The sequence below is a fragment of the Kitasatospora gansuensis genome, assembly GCF_014203705.1.
Taxonomy (GTDB): Bacteria; Actinomycetota; Actinomycetes; order Streptomycetales; family Streptomycetaceae; genus Kitasatospora; species Kitasatospora gansuensis.
On record NZ_JACHJR010000001.1, the window covers coordinates 4,371,729 to 4,391,733 of the forward strand.

Sequence of the window (20,005 nt, forward strand, 5' to 3'; positions counted from 1 at the left end):
TCGTCATCATCCATTCACAGTGAGCTCGTCCAAGGGGCCGGCCATGTCTGTTGTCACCATCGGTATCGGCGTGCTCGTCGCCGTCCTGCTACTCATCGGCCTGGGCACTCTGCTGCTCTTCGGCCGGCTGTTCCGGAAGGTGGTCCAGGGGGAGGCGCTGATCATCAACCGCCCCAAGTCGGTCGATGTCACCTTCACCGGCGCCCTGGTGGTCCCGATGATGCACCGGGCGGAGGTGATGGACATCTCGGTGAAGACCATCGAGATCTCCCGCACCGGCCGGGAGGGCATGATCTGCCAGGACAACATCCGGGCCGACATCCAGATCACCTTCTTCGTCCGGGTCAACAAGACCGTCGAGGACGTCATCAAGGTCGCGCAGGCGATCGGCACCGACCGGGCCAGCCACCAGGAGACCCTGCAGACGCTGTTCAGCGCGAAGTTCGCCGAGGCGCTGCGCACCGTCGGCAAGCAGCTCGACTTCACCGATCTCTACACCAAGCGCGAGGAGTTCAGGGACCGCATCATCGCGGCCATCGGCACCGACCTGAACGGTTACCACCTCGACGACGCCGCGATCGACCACCTCGAACAGACCCCGATGGTGCAGCTCGACCCGGCCAACGTGCTGGACGCCCAGGGCATCCGCAAGATCACCGAGTTGACCGCGCTGGAGCACATCCGCACCAACGACTTCCAGCGCAACGAGGAGATGGAGATCACCCGGCAGAACGTGGACGCTCGGGAGGCCGTACTGGAGTTGGAGCGCCGCCGGGCGGAGGCGGAGATCCGGCAGCGCAAGGGGATCGAGACGCTGCGCGCGCAGGAGGAGGCGGCCACGGCGCAGGTCCAGGAGGAGGAGCGGCTGCGGGCGCACGGTGCGCTGCTGCGGACCGAGGAACTGCTCGGCGTCCAGCGGGAGAACCAGCAGCGGGAGATCGCCGTCGCCGAGAAGAACCGCGAGCGGGTGATCGCCGTCGAGACCGAGCGGATCGAGAAGGACCGCCTGCTGGAGGTGGTCAACCGGGAGCGGGAGGTCGAGCTCTCCCGGGCCGAGATGGACCGGCAGGTCGAGGTGGAGCGCCGGGGCGTCGCCGAGGTGGTGCGCGAGCGGGTCGCGGTGGACCGTACGGTGGCCGAGCAGGAGGAGGAGATCAAGCGGGTCCGGGTGGTCCAGGAGGCCGAGCGGACCCGGCAGGCCGTGATCATCACGGCTGAGGCGGAGGCGCAGGAGCGGCTGGTCAAGGACATCAAGGGGGCCGAGGCCGCCGAGCAGGCCGCGCACTTCCGGGCCAGGGAGCAGCTGGTGCTGGCCGAGGCCGGGCAGAAGAGTGCCCAACTCGACGCGGCGGCTGCGGCCCTGACGGCGGAGGGCGAGCGGGCCAGGGCCGGTGCTGCCGGGCTGGCGCAGGCCGAGGTGGCGGAGCGTCAGGCGCTGGCCGAGGCGGCCGGGATCCGGGCCCGACTGGAGGGGGAGGCCGAGGGCCTGAAGCAGAAGGCGGCGGCGATCGAGAAGGTCGGCCTCGCCGAGGCGGCGGTCACCGAGAGCAAGGCGCTCGCGGAGGCCGTCGGCATCAGGGAGCGGCTGCTGGGCGAGGCCGCCGGGCTCAAGGAGAAGGCGGTGGCGATGGCCGCGCTGGACGAGGTGTCCCGGGCGCACGAGGAGTTCCGGCTGCGACTGGCCGCCGACAAGGAGATCAGGCTGGCCGCTCTGGAGGTCCAGCAGAAGGTCGCCGAGGCCCAGGCGGCGGTGCTGGCGGCCGGGTTGGAGAGCGCGGACATCGACATCGTCGGCGGGGACAGCGTGTTCCTGGAGCGGCTGGTCGGCGCGGTGTCCTTCGGCAAGGGCATCGACGGTGTGGTCCGGAGCTCGGAGACCGTGCAGACGCTGGGTGCGGAGTGGCTCGGTGGGGACCGGAGCTTCGGGGCGGACGCGACCGAGGTGCTCGGTTCGCTGGCGGCGGGTGGGCCGTGGAACCTCGCGATGCTGCTGAAGCTGCTCGGTACCAACGGAGTTGACGCCACGGTGCCGATCGCGCCGGTGCCGGCCGCCACGGTGCAGTCGGCCAACGGCAGCGCCAAGTAACCAGGGGAGCGGGGAGAGCAGCGATGGGCGTCGAGGACGGCACCTACCAGGTCCTGCGAGCGCGGCTCGCCGAACGGGCCGCCGAACTGGGGCGACAGGTCTCGGAGTTGAACGGCCGTCGGCAGGAGGTCTTCGGCTCCCGCGGCCTGGAGCTGGCGGGCTCGGCCCGGCTGCGCACCGCCGGGGAGGCGACCGCCTGCGGCCTGGTCGCGGTCCGGCCCGGCGTCCTGCTGCTGGGCACGTCCGCGCCGGACCTGCTCGCCGGCCTGCTCTCGCTGCACGGCCCCGACGGCTCACCGCTGGAACCCGCCGCCGTCCCGGGCCTGTTGGACGACGAGCGGTTCCACCGCGATCTGGCCGAACTGCTGCGCTACTTCCGGGACTCCCGGCTGGTCGACCTGGTGCGCACCCCGGCGGGGCGGCTGCTGGCCGTCTTTCGCACCGGGGCGAACGAGGGCGACCTCCGGGTCCTGCGCTGGCAGGTGACGGACGACCGGGTCGAGTACCTGGACAACCACGGCGAGCGCGACCTGCCCCGCCCGGCGGCTTTCGAGCTGCCGTGGACCACGGCCGGGCGTGACCACCACGAGCAGGGCCGGATCAGGATCGAGGGCGGCGAGGGTGTGGTCTCGGTCGCCGCCACCGAGGGCAGCCTCACCGTCCGCTCGGTGCCCGACGGCCGGCTCCTGTTCGAGGAGACGGTGGACGACCCCTTGCAGAGCCTGGCCGACGCCACCGTGGCGTACGCCATGACCGGGCCGTTGCTGCTGCTCAAAGTCCGTCCCTACAACGAGTCCGCCGACCGCTGTCTGGTCGTCAACACCCGGACCGGCTCGGTGCGTCGGCAGGACTCGCTCGGGTACGGAGCCAGGCTGCTCCCGGCCGAGCAGGGCCTGCTCTTCCCCGGCGGGTACGAGCTGGCGGACGGCAGCCACCGGGCCTTCCGGAGCGGAGCCGCCCCCGGCGCTGAGGAATTGCACTTCGACGCGGTGCTCCCCTCGCCGAACGGTGAGGACCTGCTCTACATCCTGCGCCGACCCGGCCACGCCCAGGTGCTGCTGGTGCCGTGGAACACCGTCCGCCGGGAGGCCGGGACCGCGCTGCACGGTGCGGGCTGCGCTCTGCTGCCCGACGGCACGCTCGTGCTGCTCAGGGCGGACCGCGAGCCCGTCCGGACCCATGAGCTCCAGTTGTGGCGCACCCCGTTCCTCTCCGCCGAGTACGCCGCCGCCCAGCCGGTCGGCGACGGCCCGCTGGAGCGGATCGGCAACGCCGACCTGGTGCGCGGTATCGCGGACTGCCTCGACGTGGTCCGTACGGCGACCACAGCGGCAAGCGAACAGGCCACCGCGGCAACGGCGTTGCTGCTGGACAGCTGCGCCAAGGTCGGTGACCGCCACTACTGGCTCGCCGAGGCCGGGCTGCTCGCGCCACTCACCGAGTTGCGCGGCGCCGCCGAGCAACTCACCGCCGAGCAGGCCCGGATCGGAGTGCTGGCCGCCCGGGCGGCCGAGGCGCTGGACCGGGCGGGCGAGGAGACTGCCGCGCTGATCCGCCGCTCGGTGGGCGAGCCGCCCGCCGACGCGGAGGCCTGGACTGCTCTGCTGGCCGAGCTGCGCCGGGCCCAGGGCCGACTCCGAACCCTGCGCGAGCTGCCCAGGATCGACCTCGCCGAGCTGGATCGGCTGGAGGCGCAGCTCTCCGCCGAGCTGGCAACGGCGACCGAGCGGGCCTTCGCCTGGTTCGCCGGTCCGGACGCCTTCGCCGCTTCGCTGGCCGCCGCCCTGGCGGCGGCGGAGACGGCTGCCGGGGTGGCGAGTGCGGCCGAGGCGGTGCAGCTCGCCGACCGGCTCGCCGGACAGGCGGACGCCCTGGCCGTGGTGACCGATCTGGTGACCGGCGCGGTGGCCGCCGATCCGGGCGCGGGCACCGCCGTGCTGCTCGCCATCGGCGAGGTGCTGGCCGCCGTCAACCGCGCCCGGGCCGTCCTGGAGACCCGTCGCCGCGCCCTGCTGGACGAGGAGTTGCGCGCCGCGTACGCCGCCGAATCCGCGCTGCTCGCCCAGGCGACCACGGCGGCGCTGGCCGCCGCCGGCACGCCGGCCGACTGCGACGGCCGGCTGGCCGGGCTGCTGCTGCGGCTGGACGGCATGGAGGCCAGATTCGCCGAAGTGGCGGAGTTCGCCGAGGAGTTGGCCGCGCGCCGGGAGGATATCCGGCGGGCGTTCGCCACGCGCAGGCAGACTCTGCTGGACCAGGCCGCCGCCCGGGTCGGCCGGAGTGCGGCCTCCGGGCAGCGAGCGCTGGAGGCGCTGCGCCGCCGACTCGCCGGGCTGGCCACCCAGGAGGACATCCACGCCGCAGCGGCCGCCGACCCGATGGCGCTGCGCGTCCGCGCCGCCGCCGACGAGCTGCGGACACTGGACGACCAGGCCGGCGCCCAGGAGTTGGCGGACGGCCTGACCGGTGCCGTCCGGGCGGCCGTCCGGACCCTGCGGGACCGGGCCGACCTCGCCGAGGACGGCGGCGCGAGCGTCCGGTTCGGCCGGCACCGCTTCGCCGTACGGCGCGAACCGGTCGAGCTGACGCTGCAACAGGACGGCGAGCAGCTGGTCTTCGCGGTCACCGGGACGGCCTACCGGCGGCCCGCCCCGGTCCCCGAGCTGCTCGCCGGGCGCGAGTTCTGGACCCAGCCGTTGGTGAGCGAGTCGCCCGCGCTCTACCGCGCCGAGTACCTGGCCACCGGCCTGCTGGAGACGGCCACCGACGAACCGCTGCCGGACCAGGTCCGCCGCGCGGCGGAGCAGGCGTACGACGAAGGCTACGAGCGGGGCGTGCACGACCAGGACGCGGCACTCATCCTCGGCGCGTTGCTCCGACTGCGCGCCGGAGCAGGGCTGTTGGCGCACCCGGCCGGAGTACGGGCGGCCGCGCAGCTGTTCTGGGCGCACGGGGCGGACGAAGGGCGGCGCGGTGCCTGGCAGCGCCGGGCCCGCTCACTCGGGCTGGCCCGCGACACCTTCGGGCCCTCCGGTGCGCTGGCCGATCTGGCGGCCGAACTGTCCGATGCGGCGAGGGAGTTCTGCGACGTCCGAGGTCTGCCCGTGGGCCCGCCGGTGGGCGGGTACCTGGTCGAGGAGCTCGCCGACGGGCGCGCGGGCTTCGCGGGCAGCGCCGTCGCCCGCACGCTGCTCGACGGATTCCGGCGCACGGCGGCGGCCCCGCAGCTCACGGCCGACCTCACCGCGCTCGCCGGGGACCTCCCCGCCTGCCACCAACTCGCCACCGCCTGGCTGGGGTCCTACGCCGGGCCCGAGCCCGACGGCCTCGCCGAGGCGGTGGCCCGGCTCTGCGCCCCGGCCCTGCCGCGCTACGAACTCGACGTACCGCTCGGTGAGACGGTCGAGGGCCTGCTCGGCACCCACCCGCGGGTACGGGACGGGCGGCTCACCGTGCGGATCGACGAACTGCCCTACCGGGCACATGAGTTCAGGGAGAAGCGCGGCGCCGCCTTCCGGGCCTTCCAGCGGCGGCGCACGGAGGTCCTCGCCGCCGAGCGCACCCGCCTGCGGCTGGACGACCACCGCCCCCGCCCGTCGGCCGGGTTCGTCCGCAATCAGCTGATCAACGAGGTCTACCTCCCCCTGATCGGCGACAACCTGGCCAAGCAGCTCGGCACGCTCGGGGCCGGCCCCGACCGCAGCGGCCTGTTGCTGCTGCTCTCCCCGCCCGGCTACGGCAAGACGAGTCTGCTGGAGTACGTCGCCGACCGCCTGGGCCTGCTGATGGTCCGGATCGACGGCCCGGCCCTGGGTGCCGGCACCACCTCACTGGACCCGGAGCGGGCTCCGGACGCCGCCGCCCGGCACGAGGTCGAGAAGATCGTCTTCGCGCTGGAGGCGGCCGGCAACGTGCTGCTGCACCTGGACGACATCCAGCACGTCTCGGCCGAATTCCTGGAGAAGTTCCTCCCGTTGTGCGATGCCCAGCGCCGGATCGAGGCCGTCAGCGAGGGTCGGGCCCGCAGCTTCGATCTGCGCGGGCGCCGCTTCGCGGTCTGCCTGTCCGGCAACCCGTACACCGCGAGCGGCCGGCGGTTCCAGGTCCCCGACATGCTGGCCAACCGGGCCGACGTCTGGAGTCTCGGCGAAGTACTGTCGGGGCATCAGGAGTTGTTCGCGCTCTCCTTCCTGGAGAACGCGCTCGCCGCCAATCCGGTGCTCGCCCCGCTGGCCGGAGCCGAACCGGCCGAGCTGCGGCTGCTGGTCGCCCTGGCCGACGGCGACCCCGGCGCCCAGGCCGACCAACTTACCCGGCCGGTCCAGGACTTGGACCGGGTCCTGGCCACGCTGGCCCGGCTGCGCAGTGTCCAGCGCACCGTCCTGACCGTCAACCGCGCCTACATCGACTCCGCCGCTCAGCAGGAGAGCACCAGGACCGAGCCGCCGTTCCTGCTCCAGGGCTCCTACCGGACGATGGCCCGACTCGCCGCACGGGTCGACCCGGTGCTCAACGAGACCGAACTCGAGGCCCTGCTCGATGAGCACTACCTCGCCGAGGCACGGACCCTCGGCAGCGCGGCCGAGGCCAACCTGCTCAAGCTCGCCCAGCTACGCGGCCGGGCCACCGCCGAGCAGACCGCCCGCTGGCGGGCGCTGTGCGCGGGCTACCCCGCCGCGGACTGATCGGGCCACCCGAGCAGCCGCGCGCCGAAGGCCGCCGTCTCCAGGGTGTAGCGCTGGAGCGCATCGTCCGGATCCAGCCCGGTCAGCCGGACGATCCGGTCCAGCCGGTACGACAGCGCCCGGACGCTCAGCCCGAGTCGCCGCGCCGCCTCCGCCAGCACATAGCGCGAGTCGGCGTAGGCGGCCAGGGTCTCCAGCAGCGGCACCGCCCCGCCGCGGGCCTCGCGCAGCGGGCCGAGCACCCCGTTCACCAGCTCCTCCAGGGCGACCCGGTCCCGCAGCAGCACGGGCAGCACCAGCAGATCGGCCGCGGACAGCAACTGCCCCGGCAGCCGGAGCCGGTTGGCCTGCTCCAGCGCGCTCCGGGCCTCCTCGTACGAGCGGACCGCCCCGCCGGGCCCGCTGTGCGGACGGCCGACCACCACCCGCCGACGCCCCGTCAGCTCCGCGAACGCCTGGATCGCCGCACTCTCGCCGGGGCCGGCGGGCAGGATGCAGACCAGCCGCCCGTGCTTCACAGCGAGCAGCACCTCCTGATCGCCGAAGCGGCCGAGCAACTGCCGCTCCACCCCGCGCACCAAGGGGTCCTCGGGGTCGTAGCCGTCGCCGTCGGCGACCGCCACGATATGGGCGCAGGCCAGGTTGAGCCCGAAGCGCTCGGCGTGCTCGGCCAGCCGGCCCAGGTCGCTCCGGCTGCTCAGCAGGTCGGCGACGAACTCCCGCCGCCGGGCCTCCTCCTGGTGCAACTGCTCCCGGTAGGCCCGGCCGTGCCCGCCGGCGAGTGCGGCCACCGCCGCCCGCAGCGCGGCCATGGAGGCCCCGTCCACCGGCTGCCCCGCCCAGACCCGCCCGCTTTCGGCCAGTTGCTCGTCGACCAGCTCGGCCAGCCCCCGCCCCGCCAGGGCACACCGGCCTCCGTACTCCCGCAGCGCCTCCAGCTCGTCCCGCCGCAGGCGCCGCCCGGTTCTGGCGACCTCCTCCAGCAGCCGTCCCCACTCGCCCGGGCCGGACGCCGCAGGCGACCCCGACGACGCTGTGACCGTGGCCATGTGGTCTCTTCCCCCCGTTCGAACAACGACGCGTCAGCGTACTCGCTGCCCCCCGGCGGTGGATGGCGGGTTTCTGACAGATCATTGCCCGGGGCCCCGGGGATCAGCACGATGGGCCGGTACGGGTGAGTGGTGAAGGGGGACGGGGATGACCGGGGACGTGGCCGAGAGACCGCAGGCCAAGGAAGGGGAACGCGTCGAACAGCGGGTCACCTGGGCGGAGTTGTTCTTCGACCTGGTGTGGGTCTTCGCCATCACCCAGATCGCGGTGGCCCTGGCGCACGCGCACTCGCTGTTGGACGTGGCGATGGCAGTGATGCTGTTCCTGCCGCTCTGGATGGGCTGGGTCGGGGCGGCGCTGCTCGGCAACGCGACGGGCGAGAGCCTGGACGGGGTGCACGGGCGGCTGCTGGTCTTCGCGCTGGCGGCCTGCGGTCTCGGGATGAGCGTCGCGGTGCCGGACGCCCTCGGCGACCGGGGCGTGCTGTTCGGGGTCTGCTACGTGCTGATGCGGCTGATCCTGTGGCAGCGGATGCGGCGCTGGCCGACCTTCGGCGGGCTGCGGATCGAACCGTTCTCGGTGAGCCTGCTGGTGAGCGGGCCGCTGTTCCTGACCGGTGCCTTCCTGGACAGCGGGCCGCGCCAAGTCCTCTGGACGGTCGGCGCCTTGGCCGAGGTGCTGGGCACGGCGCTGCTGGGCAAGCGGCTGGACCGGGCCAGGTTCGAGACCTCCCATCTCCCGGAGCGGTTCGGCCTGTTCGTCATCATGGCGCTCGGCGAGACGGTGATCGCCTCCGGCGGCCACGTCTCGGACGGTCACCTCGGTACGGTCGCCCTGGTCACCCTGGGGGTGGCGTTCGTGCTGATCGTGCAGCTCTGGTGGGCCTACTTCCACTACAGCGCCCCGGCGGCCCGGCACAGCCTGGACGTCGACCCGGTGCAGGCCAGGATCGTCCGGGACGTGTTCAGCTACGCGCACCTGGCGTACGCGGTGGCCATCATCCTGATGGCGGTCGGACTGGAGGAGCTGCTCGCCGCACCGCTCCAACACCCGCACGAGCTGCCGCAGTTCATGCTGGCGCCGGGAGCGGCGCTCTACCTGGCCGGGTTCTGCTACGCCCGCTGGCGGATGTTCGGCGCGGCGGCGGTGCCGCGGACGGCGGGCGCGCTGGCCTGCCTGGCCCTGGCCGCGACCGCCTCGGCGGTGCCGCAGGTGGTCACGGCGGTGCTGGTGGTGCTGGTGCTCGGCGCGGTCAACGGGGTGGAGGCGTTCATCGTCGAGACCGGCCGCCCACTGCTGCTGCTCCGGATGCCGGGGCGGCGTCGCGCGGCGAACTAGCCGCCGTTGAGCAGCGCCTCGCCGAGCGGGGTGCGCAGGTAGAGCACGGTGCGGCCGGTCCGGTGCGAGGCGGCGAGGCCGGCCGCCCGGAGCGTGGTGAGGTGGTGCGAGACGGTCGGGGCCGGCATGCCGGTGCGGGCGGCGAGTTCGGTGGTGGAGGCGGGGGAGCCGAGCTCGGCGAGCAGCCCGGCCCGGGAGCGGCCGAGCAGGGCGGCCAGCGCGTCGGGAGCCCGGTCGCGAGGGGTCTCCCAGAGCGCGGCGATGCCGCGCGGCGGGTAGACCAGGCCGGGCTGCCGGGGCGGGGTGCTCTGGGAGAAGACCCCGGGCCAGACGAAGACGGTGGGCACCAGGACCAGCCCCCGGCCGCCGTCCAGGGTGCGGGTGGCCTCGTAGTTACGGTGCCTGACCCGGAGGGTGTCGTCGGCCCAGCTGACCTGGGGGTGCAGCGCCTCGAACAGCTCGGCGGCGCCGCCCCGGGCGATCGACCGGGCCCGGTACAGGACTTCGCCCTCGACCAGGCGCTGGATCCGGCTCCAGTGCGGCTGGATGGCGACCTCCCAGTAGGCCCGGATCTGGTCGGCGAGCCGGGCCAGCCCGTCGGCCGGGTCGCGGTACAGCTCGGCGACCGGGGCGGCCAGCGAGGCGTTCGGTGGGCCGGTGAGCCGCGCCAGGTCGGCCCGGACCAGCTCCGCCGGGGTGGCCGCCAGGGTGGCCAACTCCTCCGCCAGTGAGGGTGACTCGGTCTGCGGAACGGGCGTGAGGAAGCTCGGGACGTACAGCGTGGGGATCGGCACCAGCGCGAACAGCAGCGACAGGTCCACCGCCGGGAGAGCGGCCCGGGTGTCCCGGGCCCAGCCGAGGTGCAGAGGTTTGCCGCCGGGGTCCTTGAGGGCTTCGACGCTGGTGACCACCTCCCAGAGCGGGGAGTGGCCGAACCGGGTCCGGGCCAGGTCCTGGGCGGAGAACCGCAGGGTGAGCACGCTCCGACCCTCCGGACGATTCGAGCAGGATGAAATCTGTGGGCGGCCGGGCACTGCGCTGGCAGGGTCGGTCCCGCGACCGGCACTCATTCCAGCAGACCGGTCCGCGTCCTGGATGAGGGGGCCTTCGGCCATGCGTACCTTGCGGAGATTCGGCCTGCCCCGGGTGGCGGGGAACGGCGGGCTGGTCGGGGCCAGCGTGATCGACAGCCTGGGCAGCGGGCTGGTGCTCGCGTTCGTGCTGGTCTACTTCGCCCGCACCACCGAGCTCTCGCTGCCGGTGATCGGCGGGGCGCTCACGCTGGCCCGGCTGCTCGCGGTGCCGACGGCGGTGACGGTCGGTCCGCTGATCGACCGTTGGGGCGCGCGCGGGCTGGCGCTGGCGGGCAACCTGATCTCCGCGGCCGGGTACGCGGGCTTCCTGATCAGCCATCAGGTCTGGCAGATCGTGGCGGCCGCCTGGCTGGCCCAGGTCGGCGCGGTGACGTACTGGACGTCGAGCACCGGTCTGGTGGTGCTGGCGGCGGACGGGGCGGAGCGGCCGCGCTGGTTCGCCATGATCCACATGCTGCGCAACGTCGGCCTCGGGCTCGGCGGCGCGCTCGGCGCCTTCCTGGTCGGCATCGGCGGCACGGCCGGGCTGCGCGGGGTGGTGGTGGCCAACGCGGTCAGCTTCCTGGTCGCCGTCGTGCTGCTGTGGCGCTGGCGGCCGACGGTCCGGGCGGTACCGGCCGCAGCCCGCGCCGGGGGCGGCTACCGGACGGTGCTCCGGGACCGGCGCTACCTGCTGCTGGTGGCGATCAACGTCAGCTTCGTCTTCTCGGCGCTGATCCTCAGTCTGCTGCTGGCCGTCTACATCACCGAGGGCCTGCACCGCGAGGCCTGGATCGCCGGTGCGCTGCTGGTGCTGAACGGTGGTCAGGTCGCGCTCACCCAGACCGTGGTGAGCAGGTGGCTGGAGCGGTTCCGGCCGACCCGGGTGATCGCCGCCGCCTGCGGGATCAACGCGCTGGCCTTTGGCGTCTTCGCGGTGCTGGCCGACGCCCCGGGCTGGGCGGTGCCGGCCGGTCTCTTCCTGGCGATGCTGCTGTACACCCTGGCGGAGACCGCCGCGACGCCGTTCTCCGAGGAGCTGAGCGTCTCGCTCGCCCCCGAGCAGCTGCGCGGCCGGTACCTGGCGGTCTATCAGCTCTCCTGGACCTTCGGCCAGACCGTGGCCCCCGGCCTGCTGACCCTGCTGCTGGCCGGCGGCGCGAGCCGGCCGTGGCTGTTCCTGATCGGACTCAGCCTGGCGGCGGTGCCCGCCCTGCTGCTGCTGGAACGGCTGACCGCCGCCCGGCCGGTCGCCGAGCCGGCCCTGGCTGCCTGACCACGCGGCGGGCCCGGTACGGACGATCCGTACCGGGCCCGCCGAGCGGCCGTCAGGCCGCCACCAGCTCCTGCTCCGGCGCCTCGGCCTCGACCACCGGCCGCGGGGCCCGCCGAGGCAGGGCGAAGACCAGCGCGAAGACCAGCAGCAACCCGCCGCTCACCCACCACAGCGCGTGCTGGAAGGCGTTCACGAAGACCGGCCCCATCGCCTGGACGGCCGGGTCGGCCGCGTCGACCACGGTGAAGAACGCCACCGAGGAGAGCCCGAGGCCCAGCGCGACGCCCAGCTGCTGGGTGGTGTTGATCAGCCCGGAGGCCGAGCCCGAGTGCTCGCGCGGCACCTCGGAGAGCACCAGGTCGGTCAGCGGGGCGACGATCAGGCCCATCCCGAGGCCCATCACCACCAGCGGCAGCGCCATCTGCCAGGACTCGATCTCCATCCCGTACCGGGCCGCCTCGGCCAGGTAGACCAGCGTCCCGGCCGCCATCACCAGCGCCCCCGCCTGCAGCACCTTCCGGCCGAACCTCGGCACCAGCACCTGCACCGACAGCCCCGCCGCCACCGACACCGCGAGCGAGAACGGCACCCCGGTCAGCCCGGCCCGCAGCGCGCTCCAGCCGAGGCCGAGCTGCATGTAGAGGGTCCACACCATGAAGAAGATGCCGGAGGCGATCCCGAAGCTCAGCTGCACCCCGATGCCCGCCGCGAAGCTCTTCACCCGGAACAGCGCCAGCTCCACCAGCGGCGAGCCGTCCCGCCGGGTCTTGGCCTTCTCGTACGCCACGAACAGCGCCAGCACCGGCAGGCTCAGCCCCATCGAGACGAAGCCCCAGACCGGCCAGCCCGACTCCCGGCCCTGGGTCAGCGGGTAGAGCAGCATCAGCAGCCCGGCCCCGGCCAGCAGCATCCCGACCAGGTCCAGCTTCAGCGCCTGCGGGGCCTTGGACTCGCCGACGTACTTGGCGCCCAGCAGCAGCCCGGCGATCCCGATCGGCAGGTTGACCAGGAAGATCGGCCGCCAGCCCAGACCGAACAGGTCCCACTCCGTCAGCAGCGCGCCCAGCAGCGGCCCGAGCACCGCCCCGAGCCCGACCATCGCGCCGAACATCCCGAACACCTTGCCGCGCTCGTGCGCCGGGAAGGTGACATGGATGATCGACAGCACCTGAGGCACCATCAGCGAGGCCGTCGCCCCCTGCAGCACCCGGGCGGCCACCAGCATCTCCGGGCTGCCGGCCAGACCGCAGAGCGCGGAGGCCAGCGTGAAGCCGGTGATCCCGATCAGGAACAGCCGCTTGCGGCCGTAGATGTCACCGAGCCGCCCGCCGGTGATCAGACCGATCGCGAAGGCCAGCGCGTACCCGGCGGTGATCCACTGCAGCGTGCTGTAACCCGCGCCCAGGTCCAGCTGGATGCTCGGCATGGCGATGTTGACGATGGTGACGTCGACCAGGTCCATCAGACTGGCCGTCATCACCACGGCGAGCGCCAGCCAGCGGCGGCGGTCGGGGGTGTCGGTGACGGGTGACATGAGGGGGAACTCCTTCGGCTGGGAACGGACCGAAGGTAGCGGGCAACTAGGTCAGATCCTGACCGCTTGGTACGGCATGCTGAACCGCATGACCGACACCCCCGCGAGGCTGCTCAGCCTGCTCTCGCTCCTCCAGACCCCCCGCGAGTGGCCCGGCAGCGAGCTGGCCGACCGCCTCCGGGTCAGCCCGCGCACCATCCGCCGGGACATCGAGCGGCTGCGCGACCTCGGCTACCCGGTGGAGGCCAGCAAGGGCGCGATCGGCGGCTACCGGCTGGTGGCCGGCGCCGCGATGCCGCCGCTGCTGCTGGACGACGAGGAGGCGGTGGCCATCGCGGTCGGCCTGCGGGCCGCCGCCGGGCAGGCGGTCGAGGGGATCGAGGAGGCCTCGGTACGGGCGCTGGCCAAGCTGGTCCAGGTGCTGCCCGCCCGGCTGCGCCACCGGGTCGGCTCGCTCAACGCCGCCACCGTCCCACTGGCCGGCGGCGGCCCCCGGGTCGACCCCGAGGTGCTCACCACGCTGGCCTCGGCCGCCGCCGGGCGGGAGAAGCTCCGGTTCCAGTACCGGGCCGGCGACGGCGCCGAGACCCGGCGGCTGGTCGAACCGCACCGCCTGGTCGCCACCGGCCGCCGCTGGTACCTGGTCGCCTTCGACAACGAACGCGACGACTGGCGGATCTTCCGGGTCGACCGGGTCCGCGAACCACAGCCGACCGGGGCCCGCACCGTCCCACGCGAGCTCCCGGCCGAGGACGCGGGCGCGTACGTCGCCGCCCGGCTCACCAACCGCAGCCGCACCTACACCGCCGTGGCCACCCTGCACGCCCCACTCCACCGCCTCCAGGACCGCCTGGGCTTCCGCGAGGACGAGGTCGAAGCCCTCGACGACACCCGCACCCGCCTCCGCACCCAGGCCGACTCCCTGGAGTGGCTGGCCCTCCGCCTGGCCAGCCTCGGCTGCGAGTTCGAAGTCCACGAACCCGCCGAACTCCGCACCTACCTCACCGACTTGGCCGCCCGCGCCACCCGCGCAGCGGCACTTTAGGCAGGCGCTATAGGGCTACGGTCCAGGGGCTCGGGGAACTGCGACGCCGACCTCGAAAAAGGTGATCCGTGCGTAGCGGGCCAGGCACTTTCGCAGTGACCCGCACGCCAGATCTCCTCGCCGTTCCCCGAGCCCCTGGACAGCGCGACTCACTCACTTGCCGAGCGCAGCGACCCCCGCCTGGGCGAACTTCTCGTCGAGGTCACCGCTGGGCGCACCCGCGACACCGATCCCCGCGATCGGCGCCCCCTGGACGGCCACCGGAGCGCCGCCGCCGAGGAACAGCGTGCCGGGGATGTCCTTCAGGTTCGGAGCCGTGGCGAGCCGCTTGACCAGCTCGGAGGTCGGCGCGTTCCAGGAGACCGCGGTGAACGCCTTGCGCTCCGCCGACTCGTACGACTGCGGGCCGGCCCCGTCGCCGCGCAGGGTGACCAGGGTGTTCCCGTTCCGGTCCACCACCGCGACGGTGACCCGCTGGTTCTCCTGCTCGGCGGCGGCCAGGGCGGCCTGGGCGGCCTTGGTGGCGGCGGCGATGCTCAGGTGGGTGCTGGTGACCGTGTCGGACTTCTTCACCTCGGCGGCCGGCCTGGCCTGCGCGTTCTGCGGGGCGGCGGAGGCCGACAGCGCGCCGAACGTGCCCGCGCCGACCGCCGCCAGGGCCACCGCGCCGGTCAGGACCCGGGTCCGAACGCTCATCTTCTGCATGGGAGTTGCTCCTCGTCGGATCGCCTTCGGAAGCCTGCGGCTCCCGCTCTGCTTCGATCCTCACCCGGCCGCACCCCTTACCCCGTCGACGCGACAGCCGACCCCGGTGTCAACCGATCGGCTGATACGACACCACCCACCCGGCGAGGGTGCGCAGCCCTGCCGCCGTAGTCGGATACTGCTAGGGGACCCCCGGGGCAAGCCGGGGCTCCGCATCAGCAGGGACGGACGCCATGCCCCAGAACCCCGAGAACCCCGAATTTCCCGAGGACTTCGACGACTTCGAGGAGGAGGCGGCGCCGGTCGCGCAGGAGGCGATGGACGACGAGCGGGTGGTCGCCGAGCACTTGGGCGACGACTACGAGCAGCTCAGGGAGCGCCGTTCGCTCGGTGCCGAGAAGGCGGACGACGCGGACGCGGCCGAGCAGGTCCGGGTGGTGGAACTCGACGAGGACGAGTACCGCTGATCGGATAAAAGCTTAGAATCCGGGCATAACTGCCTGGCGTTCTGATCGCCGCGCACACCGCGGGGCGATCGGCCGCCGAACGGAGGTCGACGATGACCAAGCGATCCACGGGCAAGATGACCAAGCTCCGCCGGGGCACCCAGGAGCTGCTGCAACGCCGCGGCATGGTGGCCGACCCCGGGCCGCAGCCACCGATGATGGGCGACCACGGGGCGATGGGTGCCGACTCGGGCCCCCGCTTCGGTGACGCCGCCTTCAGTCACGGCGGCCGCCGCTCGTTCGCCGCCCCGGCGATGCTGGGCGGCCCGGCCCACCACGCCGAGCTGCCCGGTCACCGGCACCGGGGCGCCGAGAAGCACTCCGCCCACTGAGTCGGACGGGGCGGGCGTTCCGGTGACCGGAGCGCCCGCCCCGACCCGTTCCCGGGTGCGGGAGAGGTACGGGAGAGTAGGGGCGACACGTCGTCTGCCGGAGGAGAGCGCATGTCCGAGGAGAGCACCACCCTGCAGCCCCGCGACCAGTGGCTGGCCTCGCTGCCCCGGGTGTTCGCGGCGGCGGGGTGCCTGATCCGCGACCCCGCCGGCCGGGTGCTGATCGTGAAGGCGGGCTACCGGCCCGACTGGCAGTTCGTCGGCGGCACGGTGGACCGGGGCGAGGACGCCGCGCAGTGCGCGAGCCGGGAGCTGCTGGAGGAGACCGGCCTGGTGGGGCAGGCCGGACCGCTGCTCACGGTGGCCTGGACCCACCCGACCGAGGAGCTCGCCCACCCGGCCGTGCACTTCCTGTTCGACTTCGGCACCATCCCCGCCGACAGCCCGATCACGCTCCCGGCGGGCGAGCTGGACGACTACCGCTGGGTCACCGTCGAGAACGCGCTCGCCCTGCTCGGCCCGACCCGCGCGCCCCGGCTGGCCGCCGGCCTGGCCGCCCTGGCGGACGGCCGGACCAGGATGGTCACCACGCCGGCCGGCGGCTTCTGACTGGGACCCTCCCCCCAACCCCCGGAGGGTCCGGGTCAGACCTTGCGGAAGACGTACGCGGCGGAGACCGGGATGCCCCGGAACCGGGACCACTTGGGCTTCAGCGCGATCCACTCGTCGCCGACCACGCCCTCCCGCATCTCGGCCAGCTGCCACCCCTCGGCCAGTGCGGCCGTCAGGTGGTCGCTGACCAGGTGCAGGTGGGTGTCGATGGCGACGTCCTCGCCCCCGTCGGTGGTGAAGTGGGTGGGCATCCCGGCCGCCATGATGAACTGCGGGTGCAGGCCGACCAGGACGCACAGCCCGCCGGGGGCGGCCAGCCGGTACGCCTCGCGGTAGAACGGGGTCAGGTCGGCCAGGTGCTCGTCCACCAGCGAGGAGACCACCAGCCCGTACCCGCCGTCCGGCAGTCCGGTGGCGGCCAGGTCAGCCTCCACCAGCCGGTCGTGCGCGCCCTTGGCTCCGGCCAGGGCGAGCATCTCGGGGGTGAGGTCGACGCCGTCCACCGCCTGGACGCCCTGGGCGCGCAGCCACACGCCGGTCCGTCCGGTGCCGCAGCCGAGGTCGGCGGCCCGGGCGACGGACGCCCAGTCGGGCACCGCCAGCCGGGCCAGCACGGCCAGGTCCATCAGGTCCTCGACGGTCCGCTCGTAGCTGCCGACCCACTGGCCGTAGCCCGTCCGGACGTCGACCATCGGATAGCCGCGGGAGTCAAAATCTGCGAATTGCGCCATGATCCGCAGTGTTCACGCTCCGGCGGCCCGGTCGCCAGCGATTAAAACGAAGGAAGCCGATGCAGCTGCTGAGCTGGCCCGAGGCCCGGGTGCCCGCTGAACTCCGTTCGCAGGTATGGGAGTTGCAGGAGTCGGCTTGGCCGAGCGGCGGGTCCGATCCCGGGGTGAGTCACGACCCGGCGCTGGCGCCGGTGAGCTTGCTGCTGCTGGACGGCGGCCGGGTACTCGCCGCGCTCGACCTGCTGGAGAAGGAGATCGAACACGGCGGGGAGCGTTATCTGGCCCGGGGGCTGAGCTGTGTGGTCACCGACCCGGCGGCGCGCGGGCGGGGGTACGGCGGGCGGCTGGTGGCGGTCGCCCGGGAGATGGTCAGGGCGGGCGGGGCGGATCTCGGGATCTTCAGCTGCGACCGGCCGCTGCTGGAGTTCTACCGGTCGGCCGGCTGGCAGCCGCTGCCCGGGGCAGTGCTGGTCGGCGGTACGCCGGAGGAGCCGTTCCCGACCGACCGGCCGGGGTTCGACAAGGTGGTGCTGGCCGACCTCTGCTCGGCCCGGGCCCGGGTGGCGGGGTTCGAGCGGAGCCGGATCGCCCTCCACCCGGGGACGCACGACCGGCTCTGGTGACCCGTCAGCTCCCCGGGCCCCGGAACACCCAGAGCTCGCGGCCGAGCGAGTCCACGCAGCCGACCTGCCGGAAGCGGTCGTCCCCGGCGGCCAGGAAGCCCTGGGCGACGCCGGTCAGCACCTCCTGTGCGACCGGGTCGGAGCGGCTCCATGCGCCGGTCAGCAGCAGGGTCTTGTCGACCAGTTCGGCCCGCTGGATCCGGGCCACGGCGGCGGTCAGCAGCACGGCGTTGACCTCGTCCAGCTCGGCGGGGGAGAGGTAGGTCTCGGCGTACGAGCTCTGCCCGGTCATCGCGGCGGCCAGCCGGCGGCGCAGCTCGGGGAACGCGTAGTGCCGGACGGCGGACACCGAGTCCTCGACCGCGACCAGCCAGCGCGGGCCGGGCGAGACCTCCCAGCAGATCTCGTCGTCCACCGGCATCAGCTCGCCGATCCGGGCGTGCCAGAGCTCGGCGCCGGTCGGGGCGTTCGGGTCGGGACGCTCGCCGGGGCCCGGCCAGTCGGCCTTGGCGGTCAGGCTCAAGGTGACGGTGTAGCGCAGTGCGTACTCGTCCTGGCTGAGCGGCTGGACGCCGAGCAGGGCCCAGTGGTCCGGGGCGGGGAGGCTGAACGAGCCGCGCTGGTCGGTGAGCCCCAGCGCCCGCAGGGCGGGAGCGAAGTGCTCGCGCATCCCTTCGGCGAAGAGTTCCTGAGCAGCGGTCATCGCGGTGTCCTCAAGTGGTGGGGGTGGCGGAGAACCTCACCGGGAGGGCGGTCCGCTTCGTGTACCTCCAAGTTATGTCTGGGACCGAACTACCCGCTGCGGGCGAACGGCCGCAGTGAGGGGGTCTTTGGGCCCGACCGGGCATGCCGCATGATGTGGCGGGTGCACAGTCCCGAACACCCGGCCCCCGACCTCGCCGAAGCCGTCCGCGCGGCGCAGCGCGGTGACGAGGACGCCTTCCGGCTGCTCTTCCGGACCGTCCAGCCCGGCCTGCTGCGCTACCTGCGGGTGCTGGTCGGCGGCGGTCCCGAGGACGCCGAGGACATCGCCTCCGAGGCCTGGCTGCAGATCGCCCGCGACCTGGCCGGCTTCCAGGGGGACGCGGACGGCTTCCGGGGCTGGGCCGCCACCATCGCCCGGAACCGGGCGATGGACCACCTGCGCCGGGTCCGCCGCCGTCCGGTGGCCGACCTGCCGGTCGAGTACCTGGCCGAGCTGGCGGCGGCCGAGGACACGGCGGGGAGCGCGGTCTCGCTGGTCTCCACCGCCGACGCGCTCGCGCTGATATCCCGGCTGCCGCCGGACCAGGCCGAGGCGGTGCTGCTCCGGGTGGTGCTCGGGCTGGACGCGGAGGGGGCGGCCCAGGTGCTCGGCAAGCGGTCGGGCTCGGTCCGGATGGCCTCGCACCGGGGTCTGCGGCGGCTGGCCAAGCTGCTGGAGCAGACCGGTGGCCGGTCGGCCGGCATCCCCGCGCGGCAGTCGGCCGCGGTCGCCGGAAGGAATTCTCCGCAGGGTGTGACAGCAGGCCGGTCCGCGACGCTGAAGGACATGAGATGAGCACCAACCGATCCCGGCGGATCGACCGGGCCACCGCCGAGCAGCTGCTCGCCGGTGCCCCGAGCGACCCGTCGGCCGGTCAGGCCCGGCTCGCCGGCCGTACGGTCCCCCCCGGCCACGCGGCCCTCGCCGGGCTGCTCGCCGCCGCCACTGCCCCCGAAGTCGGCGACGGCGAGCAGCCTGGCGAGCAAGCGGCCCTCACGGCGTTTCGGACGGTGCGGGACCAGTCGGCCGCAGCCCCCCTGGGCCGGGCCACGAAGGCGGTCGCGGTGACCAGGCGGGCCCGGGCGTTCAGCGCCAAGGCCCTGCTCGCCGCAGGTCTGGCCACCGCGCTCGGCGGTGTCGCGGTCGCGGCGACCACCGGCGGCCTGACCCATCTGCCGGGCGGTCTCGGTGGCGGTCCGGAGGCGCAGGCTCCGATGAGCGCGCTGCCGAGCGCGTCCGCCCCCTGGTCCGGACGGCCGTCCGGGCAGCCGTTCGAGCAGCGGTCCACCAGCCCCTCGGCCACCGGCGCCAAGTCCGCGCGGCCGGAGCCGAGCCCCAGCACCCCGGCCGGCCCGGTACCGAGCACCACCCCGCCCGGCGTCCTTCCCGGCACCCCGGCCGCCCAGGCCGAACTGGAGCGGCTCTGCCGGACCTTCACCGAACGGCTGCAGGCCGGCGACCGGGTCAAGACCCTGGTCGCCGACCCGGCCTTCGCTCCGCTGGTGAGCGAGGCGGGCGAGTCCGAGAAGGTCCAGGAGTACTGCGTCCGGCTGGTCGGCGCCGCCGCCTCCGGCGGCAAGCCCTCGCCCGGCAAGAGCGCCAAGGCCGACCCGTCGACCGGCCACCCGACCAAGGCGGCTCCGAGCGCAGCCGGGTAACCCGGC

At 73.7% G+C, this 20,005-nt stretch carries 17 protein-coding genes; 11 read left to right on the plus strand and 6 right to left on the minus strand.

What is annotated here, in order from left to right; all coding sequences use genetic code 11:
* Positions 1-43: 43 nt before the first annotated feature.
* Entirely contained in the window at positions 44-2,086 is a 2,043-nt protein-coding gene (locus F4556_RS19375; RefSeq protein ID WP_184917749.1) for an SPFH domain-containing protein, read from the plus strand.
* Positions 2,087-2,109: 23 nt separating this feature from the next.
* Complete coding sequence (locus tag F4556_RS19380; protein ID WP_184917751.1) at positions 2,110-6,771, plus strand: DNA repair ATPase; 4,662 nt, start codon at positions 2,110-2,112, stop codon at positions 6,769-6,771.
* Here the strand turns inward: F4556_RS19380 and F4556_RS19385 are convergent.
* Positions 6,753-7,820: a PucR family transcriptional regulator gene (locus tag F4556_RS19385; protein WP_184917754.1), complete on the minus strand. Its 1,068-nt coding sequence runs from the start codon at positions 7,818-7,820 to the stop codon at positions 6,753-6,755. The two genes, F4556_RS19380 and F4556_RS19385, sit on opposite strands and share 19 nt — an antisense overlap.
* Positions 7,821-7,968: 148 nt before the next feature.
* Between F4556_RS19385 and F4556_RS19390 the strand changes: the two genes are divergently transcribed.
* The gene (locus tag F4556_RS19390) at positions 7,969-9,159 is read left to right on the plus strand and encodes a low temperature requirement protein A (protein ID WP_184917757.1); all 1,191 of its coding nucleotides are present in this window, start codon (positions 7,969-7,971) and stop codon (positions 9,157-9,159) included.
* On the opposite strand, the gene F4556_RS19395 is transcribed toward F4556_RS19390, so the two are convergent.
* Positions 9,156-10,139, minus strand: coding sequence for an ArsR/SmtB family transcription factor (locus tag F4556_RS19395; RefSeq protein WP_184917759.1), 984 nt, complete (start codon positions 10,137-10,139; stop codon positions 9,156-9,158). The genes F4556_RS19390 and F4556_RS19395 overlap by 4 nt on opposite strands.
* Before the next feature lie 133 nt (positions 10,140-10,272).
* On the opposite strand from F4556_RS19395, the gene F4556_RS19400 reads away from it, so the two are divergent.
* Positions 10,273-11,508: an MFS transporter gene (locus F4556_RS19400; protein ID WP_246511049.1), complete on the plus strand. Its 1,236-nt coding sequence runs from the start codon at positions 10,273-10,275 to the stop codon at positions 11,506-11,508.
* 52 nt (positions 11,509-11,560) lie between these two features.
* Here the strand turns inward: F4556_RS19400 and F4556_RS19405 are convergent, their stop codons facing one another.
* A complete protein-coding gene (locus F4556_RS19405) occupies positions 11,561-13,042 on the minus strand; it encodes an MFS transporter (protein ID WP_184917765.1) in 1,482 nt (493 codons plus the stop codon).
* Between the two features lie 88 nt (positions 13,043-13,130).
* On the opposite strand from F4556_RS19405, the gene F4556_RS19410 reads away from it, so the two are divergent.
* Positions 13,131-14,087, plus strand: coding sequence for a helix-turn-helix transcriptional regulator (locus tag F4556_RS19410; RefSeq protein WP_184917768.1), 957 nt, complete (start codon positions 13,131-13,133; stop codon positions 14,085-14,087).
* Positions 14,088-14,240: 153 nt separating this feature from the next.
* Here the strand turns inward: F4556_RS19410 and F4556_RS19415 are convergent, their stop codons facing one another.
* Positions 14,241-14,792, minus strand: a complete 552-nt coding sequence (locus F4556_RS19415; RefSeq protein ID WP_184917771.1) for a GlcG/HbpS family heme-binding protein — start codon at positions 14,790-14,792, stop codon at positions 14,241-14,243.
* Positions 14,793-15,025: 233 nt separating this feature from the next.
* On the opposite strand from F4556_RS19415, the gene F4556_RS19420 reads away from it, so the two are divergent.
* From F4556_RS19420 to F4556_RS19430, 3 genes are all read left to right on the plus strand, one after another.
* Positions 15,026-15,259 carry a hypothetical protein gene (locus F4556_RS19420; RefSeq protein WP_184917774.1) on the plus strand — a complete coding sequence of 78 codons (234 nt, stop codon included), beginning with the start codon at positions 15,026-15,028 and terminating at the stop codon, positions 15,257-15,259.
* Positions 15,260-15,351: 92 nt separating this feature from the next.
* Entirely contained in the window at positions 15,352-15,630 is a 279-nt protein-coding gene (locus tag F4556_RS19425) for a hypothetical protein (RefSeq protein WP_184917777.1), read from the plus strand.
* Positions 15,631-15,741: 111 nt separating this feature from the next.
* Positions 15,742-16,239: an NUDIX domain-containing protein gene (locus F4556_RS19430; RefSeq protein WP_184917780.1), complete on the plus strand. Its 498-nt coding sequence runs from the start codon at positions 15,742-15,744 to the stop codon at positions 16,237-16,239.
* A gap of 35 nt (positions 16,240-16,274) precedes the next feature.
* Here F4556_RS19430 and F4556_RS19435 read toward each other — a convergent pair whose 3' ends face one another.
* On the minus strand, positions 16,275-16,973 hold the full coding sequence (locus F4556_RS19435; RefSeq protein WP_184917783.1) for a class I SAM-dependent DNA methyltransferase: 699 nt from the start codon (positions 16,971-16,973) through the stop codon (positions 16,275-16,277).
* A gap of 59 nt (positions 16,974-17,032) precedes the next feature.
* Between F4556_RS19435 and F4556_RS19440 the strand changes: the two genes are divergently transcribed.
* The gene (locus tag F4556_RS19440; protein WP_184917785.1) at positions 17,033-17,596 is read left to right on the plus strand and encodes a GNAT family N-acetyltransferase; all 564 of its coding nucleotides are present in this window, start codon (positions 17,033-17,035) and stop codon (positions 17,594-17,596) included.
* A gap of 4 nt (positions 17,597-17,600) precedes the next feature.
* Here F4556_RS19440 and F4556_RS19445 read toward each other — a convergent pair whose 3' ends face one another.
* Positions 17,601-18,299, minus strand: a complete 699-nt coding sequence (locus tag F4556_RS19445; RefSeq protein ID WP_184917789.1) for a hypothetical protein — start codon at positions 18,297-18,299, stop codon at positions 17,601-17,603.
* Between the two features lie 153 nt (positions 18,300-18,452).
* Here F4556_RS19445 and F4556_RS19450 point away from each other — a divergent pair, with 153 nt between their 5' ends.
* Both F4556_RS19450 and F4556_RS19455 read left to right on the plus strand, forming a co-directional pair.
* Positions 18,453-19,136 carry an RNA polymerase sigma factor gene (locus tag F4556_RS19450; protein ID WP_184924827.1) on the plus strand — a complete coding sequence of 228 codons (684 nt, stop codon included), beginning with the start codon at positions 18,453-18,455 and terminating at the stop codon, positions 19,134-19,136.
* Complete coding sequence (locus F4556_RS19455; protein WP_184917792.1) at positions 19,133-19,999, plus strand: hypothetical protein; 867 nt, start codon at positions 19,133-19,135, stop codon at positions 19,997-19,999. Before F4556_RS19450 ends, F4556_RS19455 begins: the two co-directional genes overlap by 4 nt.
* Positions 20,000-20,005 lie beyond the last annotated feature (6 nt).

Excerpts from the sequence above, each read along its gene's own strand:
- F4556_RS19375 (WP_184917749.1), top strand. The coding sequence starts at position 44 with ATGTCTGTTGTCACCATCGGTATCGGCGTGCTCGTCGCCGTCCTGCTA.
- F4556_RS19380 (WP_184917751.1), top strand. The coding sequence starts at position 2,110 with ATGGGCGTCGAGGACGGCACCTACCAGGTCCTGCGAGCGCGGCTCGCC.
- F4556_RS19385 (WP_184917754.1), bottom strand. The coding sequence starts at position 7,820 with ATGGCCACGGTCACAGCGTCGTCGGGGTCGCCTGCGGCGTCCGGCCCG.
- F4556_RS19390 (WP_184917757.1), top strand. The coding sequence starts at position 7,969 with ATGACCGGGGACGTGGCCGAGAGACCGCAGGCCAAGGAAGGGGAACGC.
- F4556_RS19400 (WP_246511049.1), top strand. The coding sequence starts at position 10,273 with ATGCGTACCTTGCGGAGATTCGGCCTGCCCCGGGTGGCGGGGAACGGC.
- F4556_RS19405 (WP_184917765.1), bottom strand. The coding sequence starts at position 13,042 with ATGTCACCCGTCACCGACACCCCCGACCGCCGCCGCTGGCTGGCGCTC.
- F4556_RS19410 (WP_184917768.1), top strand. The coding sequence starts at position 13,131 with ATGACCGACACCCCCGCGAGGCTGCTCAGCCTGCTCTCGCTCCTCCAG.
- F4556_RS19415 (WP_184917771.1), bottom strand. The coding sequence starts at position 14,792 with ATGCAGAAGATGAGCGTTCGGACCCGGGTCCTGACCGGCGCGGTGGCC.
- F4556_RS19420 (WP_184917774.1), top strand. The coding sequence starts at position 15,026 with ATGCCCCAGAACCCCGAGAACCCCGAATTTCCCGAGGACTTCGACGAC.
- F4556_RS19425 (WP_184917777.1), top strand. The coding sequence starts at position 15,352 with ATGACCAAGCGATCCACGGGCAAGATGACCAAGCTCCGCCGGGGCACC.
- F4556_RS19430 (WP_184917780.1), top strand. The coding sequence starts at position 15,742 with ATGTCCGAGGAGAGCACCACCCTGCAGCCCCGCGACCAGTGGCTGGCC.
- F4556_RS19435 (WP_184917783.1), bottom strand. The coding sequence starts at position 16,973 with ATGGCGCAATTCGCAGATTTTGACTCCCGCGGCTATCCGATGGTCGAC.
- F4556_RS19440 (WP_184917785.1), top strand. The coding sequence starts at position 17,033 with ATGCAGCTGCTGAGCTGGCCCGAGGCCCGGGTGCCCGCTGAACTCCGT.
- F4556_RS19445 (WP_184917789.1), bottom strand. The coding sequence starts at position 18,299 with ATGACCGCTGCTCAGGAACTCTTCGCCGAAGGGATGCGCGAGCACTTC.
- F4556_RS19450 (WP_184924827.1), top strand. The coding sequence starts at position 18,453 with ATGTGGCGGGTGCACAGTCCCGAACACCCGGCCCCCGACCTCGCCGAA.
- F4556_RS19455 (WP_184917792.1), top strand. The coding sequence starts at position 19,133 with ATGAGCACCAACCGATCCCGGCGGATCGACCGGGCCACCGCCGAGCAG.